At 55.0% G+C, this 7718-nt stretch carries 3 protein-coding genes; 2 read left to right on the top strand and 1 reads right to left on the bottom strand.

From position 1 onward, the window contains the following. The coding region (locus VGM48_RS07350; protein ID WP_331577579.1) for a BNR repeat-containing protein at window positions 1–615 on the bottom strand (615 nt) is incomplete at its 3' end. 40 nt (window positions 616–655) lie between these two features. On the opposite strand from VGM48_RS07350, the gene VGM48_RS07345 reads away from it, so the two are divergent. Both VGM48_RS07345 and VGM48_RS07340 read left to right on the top strand, forming a co-directional pair. Beyond that, entirely contained in the window at window positions 656–4651 is a 3996-nt protein-coding gene (locus tag VGM48_RS07345; protein WP_331577577.1) for a hybrid sensor histidine kinase/response regulator transcription factor, read from the top strand. A 79-nt stretch (window positions 4652–4730) separates the two neighbouring features. Then, window positions 4731–7712, top strand: coding sequence for a TonB-dependent receptor (locus VGM48_RS07340; protein ID WP_331577575.1), 2982 nt, complete (start codon window positions 4731–4733; stop codon window positions 7710–7712). The last annotated feature ends 6 nt before the right edge of the window (window positions 7713–7718 follow it).

The following is a 7718-nucleotide window of genomic DNA, read 5'->3' as shown; positions in this document are numbered from 1 at the left end:
ATAAGCGTTGCGTTTTCCCTCGCCGTCGATGAGCTTATCCTGCATGCGGGTCCAGGTGCCTGTCTTTGTGTCGTAGCGATCGAGGATGAGGTTGCCGTTGCCGGAAGCGCCATCGCGGTAGAGGAAGAGGAGGTCGCCGGTCGGCAGGCGGTAGAATTCGGGATAGGTGACGCGAGTTTCGTTGGCATTCGTCATAGGGAGTTCGGGTCCGAGCTCGAGGGAGCCAGGAGAAGTGCTGCGGGTATACCGAAGCCGGCTGTCGTGTTGGTCGAAGCAGCAGTGGAGATAGCCTTTGCCGTCGATGATGATGCTTATAGAGCGGTGGGCGTCGCGGGTGTCGCCGATGAACTGCGTCTGGTGGAGCGTCCAGTTGGCGGTGTTGTGTTTGCGGCGGCCGAGGACGAGGTGGCCGGTGCTGTCATAGTAGGCGATATATTGAAGGTCTTTATATGATGCGAGGGAGTTCTTGCGGAAGACGACGGTGTTGATGGAATTTTTGGCCCAGCCCGGAGCTACCGCGGTGAATTCGGGTTTTTGCGTGAAGGCTTGTGTGGCGGCAAAGAGGAAGATAAGGGCCGCCAGGTTACGAAAACGTTGTAGCTGTTGTTTTGACATATATTCCCGAATTTAAGTAGATTACATTGGATTGCTGCTTATGAGTATGAAAAGATTCGGGAGTACGATCTGCTGTCTCCTTTTGTTGGCTGCCGCGCGGGCCGGCGATGATCCGCGGGTGAAGTGCCTTGGTATTGAACAGGGCCTTTCTAACAATGCCGTGACCTGCGTGTACCAGGACGCGCGGGGGTTTATGTGGTTTGGGACCTATGATGGGCTCAACCGGTACGATGGCTACGGCTTTACGGTGTACCGGACGATGATCGGGGATTCGACCTCGCTTCCTTTTAACAATATTGCATCGATAAGCGGAGATGGGCGCGGCCATCTTTGGGTTGGCGGCCAGAAGGGCGTCTGTATTTTTGATCCGGTGACCGCGCGGTTCTCGGTGCCGCAGTATCTGCCCGCCGATGGAAGCGGGCCGACGGCGTTGCGGGACAATGTGCATCATCTCCGGGCGGTGGGTGAGGATCTGATGTTGGTGGGGATGCATGCTAATGGGTTGGTTGTGTTTGAGCGGGGGACAAGGGTCGGCCGGCAAATCGCGTTGAACGGCACGGGAAGCTATGATGTACCCTGTATCAGTTATGATCCTGTGAATGGCAGCGTTTGGTTGTTTGTGCAAAAGCGTGGGTTGTATCAATATGATCAGCGGAACCGGCGATTGGTGCTGGTGAACGATCAATTGCGGGATGCGCTGAGCTTGCAGGTGGATACGCGGGGGCGGGCCTGGCTGGGCACGGACAACGGGTTGTTTCTGCTGGATGCCGATGGGAAGGGATATTCCGGGAACTGGATGCCGCAGAAATGCCGGGTGGTGGGGATCCATGTGAATCAGCAAAACGAGCTTTGTATCGGAACCGATGGGGCGGGGGTGTGGAAATTGTGCAAGGGGGCTTCCGCTGCGAAACCGCTGGTGTCGACATCGGGAACTTCGCTGGTGAACAGCAACGCCGCGTATGCGATCTATGAGGATGCCGAGGGCCGGAAATGGATCGGGACGCTCCGCGGCGGGATCAATGTGATCGAGCCGAGGGTGAGCAGTTTCAAGACGGTGGTCTATGAGCAGAAGAATATCGTCGACAATTTTATCCTCTCGTTTTGCGAGGATGCGAACCATAACCTATGGATCGGGACGGACGGGGCGGGCTTGCGGTATTGGAACCGGGCGACCAACCGATATACGAACTATGTGAATGATCCGGCCGATGCGGGGTCGATCAACAATAACTTTATCACGAATATTTTAAGGGACGATCAGGACCGGCTTTGGGTGGCGACCTGGTTTGGCGGGGTGAACCGGCTGGACAGGGCCACGGGGAAGTTTTTGCATTATAGCTGTTTTAATCCGAAGACGAACTCGGAGGAGAAGCATATCTGGATGTTGTTCGAGGACCGGGCGAAGCGGCTTTGGGCGAGTGCGACAAATGACGGGTGTCTTTATTTATATAACCGGGCGACGGACCGGTTCGAGCTTTTTGATGATGCCATTCAGAGTCTGCAGTCGATGACGGAGGATCAGGAGGGCGTGTTGTGGGGCGGCAATTATACGACGCTGATCCGGATCGACCGGGAACAGAAGCAGCATGTCTTTTACAAGCTAGGGAGCCCTGTGCGGTGTTTGCATGAGGATCGGAATGGCCAGTTTTGGGTGGGGACGCAGGAAGGCGGGTTGTTGCTTTTTGACCGGAACACGGGGAGATACAAACGATTTACCACGGCAGACGGGTTGCCGAGCAATACCATCCTGCGGATTTTGGAAGATGCGCATGGCAATCTGTGGCTTAGCACGTATAACGGCATTTCGGAGTTTGAGTTGCGGGAGCGGAAGTTTCGCAATTTTTCGCTTTCGGATGGACTGCAGAGTACGCAGTTCAGTTTTAATGCGGGGATCACTTTGAGCTCGGGGGAATTTCTTTTTGGCGGGATCAAGGGCTTTAATATTTTTTTCCCCGACAGTGTGTTGCAGGCGCGGAGGACACCCCCGGTCTACCTGACGGGGGTCAGGGTGCAAAACGAGCCGATCCATACCGATTTGCGGGAATTGACGCTGCCTTTTGACCAGGCGATGTTATCGCTGGATTTTACTGCGCTGGAATATGATGGCGCCGACAAGATCAACTATGCTTATAGCCTGGTGGGCTGGGATAAAGGGTGGAACTATTCGAATGGGAGCCGGACGGCGAACTACTCGAGTATCCATGAGGGAAGTTATGTCTTCCGAGTCAGGGTGAGCCATGCGGATGGTACCTGGAGTAAGGAATATGAGCTGATGCGGCTGGTGGTGTTACCGCCCTGGTACCGGACCTGGTGGGCATACCTGCTTTATACGTTTTGTTTTGTGGGGATGATCGTCGGGTATGTCTGGTATGCGCGGAGCCGGGAGCGGTTGCGGTATGAGGTGAAGCTGGCGCAACTGGAGACGGAGAAGGAGAAGGAACTGGTTGCGCGGAAGGTGGAGTTCTTTACGCATATCACGCATGAGTTCAGGGGACCGCTGACACTTATCATCAACCCGGTGCGCGAGATGTTGGGGGAAGGAAAAGAGATTGCGGCGAGGGGCGATGGATTGCAGTATGTATACCGGAATGCGCAACGATTGTTGGGATTGGTGGATCAGCTGTTGCTTTTTCAGAAGGCGGAGAGCGGATCGGACGTGGTCAAGCCGGGACTTGTGAATATCGTGGAACTGGCGCGGGAGGTCTGGCTTTGTTTTGTAGAGGCGGCGAGGATGAAAAAGATCGTCTATCGGTTTGACGCACCCGCAGGGGCGGAGTGGGAGTTGTACCTGGACCGGGAAAAGGTGGAGATCGCGTTGTATAATTTGTTGTCGAATGCGCTGAAGTATACGCCGGAAGGTGGGGAGGTGGTTTTGGGGCTTGTTGATCATGGAGCGGGGGTGGAGATCTTCGTGCGGGATAACGGGATGGGGATCCCGGCCGAGATAGGCAATCAGGTGTTTGACAAATTTTACCAGATACGCCGGAGTGAGATGACTTCGATCTCGGGTTTTGGGATCGGGCTCTATCTTGTCAAGCAGTTTGTGGAGGCGCATGGCGGCATGGTGAGTTTTACGAGTGAGAAGGGGACGTGTTTCCGGCTGCGGTTTTTGAAGGGCGCAGCGCATTTCAAAGGAGTGGACCTCGGCGGAGAGGGCAGGGGCTTGTCGCCGCTGGTACGGGAGATCGTGGAGCCGGCCGAGAGCCTGCCGGAGACTGGAGAACTGGTGAGCGACAAGCGCCGGGTGTTGCTTGTGGATGACGATGTGCAGTTGCTGGCGTATATGCGGCATGTGCTGGAGGGGACCTATCTTATCTATTCCGCGCATAGCGGGGAGGAGGGGTTGGAGCAGGCGAAGCGACACCGGCCCGACCTGATCATTTCCGACATCCATATGGATGGGATCTCGGGGATCGAGCTTTGTGAGACGATCAAGAACGATCCGGTGCTGGGGCAGGCGCCGGTGATCCTGCTGACGGCTTCGGCCTCGGCGAATAATAAACTGGCGGGGGTGAAGCATGGGGCGGATGATTATATCACAAAGCCATTTGATAAGGACTTGCTGGTGGCCCGGGTTGCGGCACTTTTAAAAAGCCGGGACCGGATGGAGCGGTCGTTCTTCGAGGTGGTGACGAATGGGGGTGGCGAGGCTGTGCGGATCAGTGGGGATGACAAGGAATTCCTTGACCGGCTGATCGCGGCGGTAGAGGAACGGCTGGATGAGGATGATTTCTGCATCAAGAAACTGTCGGTGGAGATGGGGATGAGTCATTCGCATCTTTATCAGAAGGTGAAGGAACTGTCGGGACAGTCGCTGAATGGATTTATCCGGTGGATCCGGTTGAAAAACGCGGCAGAGCTTCTTATTAACACTCCTTGTAATGTGAATGAGGCGGCGTTGCAGGTGGGGATCAGTGATCTTCGCTATTTCCGGGAGCAGTTTCACAAGCAGTTTGGGTTGAACCCTTCGGAGTATATAAAGCGGTACCGGAAGGTGTTTTCGGGGAAGTTTTATGTTAACAGGGACAGATTGTGAGTTTACCCCCCTTTTTTTGAGATTACCCCCCTGATGGTTGCGTTGGCGGAGCGGTATTTTCACAGCAAACAAAAATGCTATGAGATATTGCTTGCCAAAATTAATTGTTGTGTTGGGATTGCTGGTGTTTGGGTTTGGGGCCCAGGCGCAGCAAACGGTGAAGGGCCGGGTGACTTCCGGTGATTCTGCCGTGACCAATGTGACGGTCCAGGTGAAGGGGACGAACCAGGCCACCCAGACGGACCAAAACGGAGATTTCTCGGTGGCGGCGGGTTCCGGCGCCGCGCTGATCTTTAGCCGGGTGGGTTTTGCGACCCAGGAAATGCCGGTTGGAAACCGGAAATACCTCGACATCCACCTGGTCGTCTCGAGTAAGGAGATGAATGAGGTGATCGTGGTGGGGTATGGGACGCAGAAGAAGGCGGATGTCACCGGATCGGTGGCGTCGGTGCCCAAGTCGCGTCTTTCGGAGCTGCCGGTGACGAATGTGTTGCAGGCGGTGGAAGGGTCGGTTGCCGGGGTATCCGTTACCAATACTTCGGCCGTGCCGGGGGCGACGCCAACGGTGCTTATCCGGGGTCAGAATTCGATAACGGCTAATAGCGGTCCGTTGATTGTTGTCGACGGAATCCCTTTATCGAAGTCGGGGGGTAGCATCAATGATATCAATCCGGGTGATATTGCCTCGATGGAGATCCTGAAAGACGCTTCGGCGGTGGCCATTTATGGGACGAACGGGTCCAACGGGGTTATCCTGATCACGACCAAGCGTGGGGTGACGGGGAAACCGGTGATCCGGTACAGCGGTTATGAGGGCATCGAGGACCTTGCGCACATCCTGAAACCGCGCAGTGCCGCTTCTTATGTCCAGAAATATGCGGATTTTTTGCAGCAGACGGGTCAGACGCAGACGAACCCGGTGCCCAATGCGAGTGAATTACCTAATTATAAGGCGGGGAAGACAACGGACTGGATCAAGGAGACGACCCGGCAGGGGATCATCCAGGACCATAACCTGAGTATTTCGGGTGGCACCAAGGATGTCCGGTATTTTCTCTCCGGGGAATATTTAAAGGAGAAAGGATCGATCAAGGGATATCAATATCACCGGGCGAGCTTCCGGGCGAACCTCGACTTCAACCTGACCGACTTCCTGACGATCGGCACCTCGGTCTTCGTCAATAATAATGATTATGGCGGCGGCAGGGCCAATCTTTTGTTTGCCACGGCGATGAGCCCCTATGGCCAGGAATTCAATCCCGATGGGACCTACAATATCTACCCGATGTATCCCGAGTTGCTTTATACCAACCCACTGATCGGGTTGTATCAGAACAACGTGAACCATAATTTCAACCTGAATGGGACCGGTTATGCCGAGGTGAAGTTCAGCGGGGTTTTGAAGGGACTGAAGTACCGGCTGAATGCGGGGTACAATTATATCCCGTCGGCGGTGTATACGTATACGGGGCGGAATGACAACAGCCCGCTTGGGGTTGCCACGACCTTCAATTCGGAGACCAACAGCTACACGCTGGATAACCTTTTGACCTATAACCGGGACTTCGGGAAGCATCATATCGATTTTACGGGCTTGTACAGTGCGGAACAACGGCGGTATTTTGTGGATGCCTTTTCCGCAACGGGCTTTATCAATGACCTGCTGGCCTTTAACAATATCGGGGCGGGCGCCACGGTGAGCGCGGCTTCGACGGGGAGTGGTTTGCCAAATGGGTCTTACTCCGACAGATATGCGTTGAACAGCCAGATGGCGAGGATCAACTATAGCTATGATGACCGGTATCTGCTGACGCTGACCGCGCGGCGGGACGGCTCTTCGGTGTTTGGCGCCAACACGACCAAGTTCGGGGTGTTCCCCGTCGCGGCGGTAGGCTGGAATATCAGCAACGAAGAATTTATGAAGAGCGTGAGCTGGGTGGATAACCTGAAGTTGCGCGGCAGCTATGGGAAGACGGGTAATGAGGCCATCAATGTGTATGGAACCATTACAACGGATAACTCGGTGCGGTATCCCTTTAACGGCATCAGCCAGATCGGGGTGCTGGCCGGCAATCTGGGGAACTCGAATCTCCATTGGGAGAGTACGATCGGGACGAATGTGGGAGTTGACTTCGGTATCCTGAAGAGCAGGATCACGGGTACGATCGATGTATACAGCACGCATACGGACGGGTTGATCCTCAAGCGGCAGATCCCCTCGGTCTCAGGATATACGAGCGTGCTGGACAACCTGGGCAAGACAAAAAATCAGGGTGTCGAGCTCACGCTGACCACGAAGAATGTCAACGGGAAGGATTTCCGGTGGGAGAGCATGTTCAACTTCTCGGCGAATCGGAACCGGATTGTGGACCTGTATGGGGACCGGAAGAGTGATACCGGCAACGTCTGGTTTATCGGAAAGCCGATAGGCGTTGTTTACGATTATAAGAAACAGGGTATCTGGCAGGTGGGTGAAGACCCGTCCAAGCAGGACCCCGGCTCCAAGCCCGGTGATCTGAAGTTTGCCGATGTCAACGGGGATGGGAAGGTCACGGCCACCGACAAGGTGATCCTGGGGCAGACCGCGCCGAAGTGGATCGGCGGGATGACGAATACCTTTCACTACAGGGATTTTCACCTGAGCATCTTTATCCAGACGGTGCAGGGGGTAACGAAGAATGACCCCGACCTGAACTATGTGGATGAGAGCGGGCGGCGGAATACCCCGGCTGATGTTGGATACTGGACGACTGCGAACAAGAGCCAGTCGCGGCCGGCTTTGTCATATTTCAATACGCGGGGTTATGGATATGGGTCGAATGCGAGCTATACCCGGCTTAAGGATATCACGCTGAGCTATACGGTCCCGCCATCGCTGCTGGATAAGGCGCATTTGGGTTCCATGACGGTGTATGTCAGCGGGCGTAACCTGTATACCTGGACGAAGTGGATCGGCTGGGACCCCGAGAACACCTATTATGGCCGTGGTACGTCGGATTGGACGAATAACTATCCTACGATCCGGTCGGTGACTGTGGGGCTGAATATTACCCTTCGTTAACTTTTT

Source organism: Puia sp., from assembly GCF_036500295.1.
Classification (GTDB): Bacteria; Bacteroidota; Bacteroidia; order Chitinophagales; family Chitinophagaceae; genus Puia.
The sequence above is the reverse complement of the archived record's forward strand: the minus strand, read 5'-3'. Positions and strand labels throughout refer to the sequence as shown.

Coding starts and splice junctions, on each gene's coding strand:
- VGM48_RS07345 (WP_331577577.1), top strand. CDS start 656: ATGAGTATGAAAAGATTCGGGAGTACGATCTGCTGTCTCCTTTTGTTG.
- VGM48_RS07340 (WP_331577575.1), top strand. CDS start 4,731: ATGAGATATTGCTTGCCAAAATTAATTGTTGTGTTGGGATTGCTGGTG.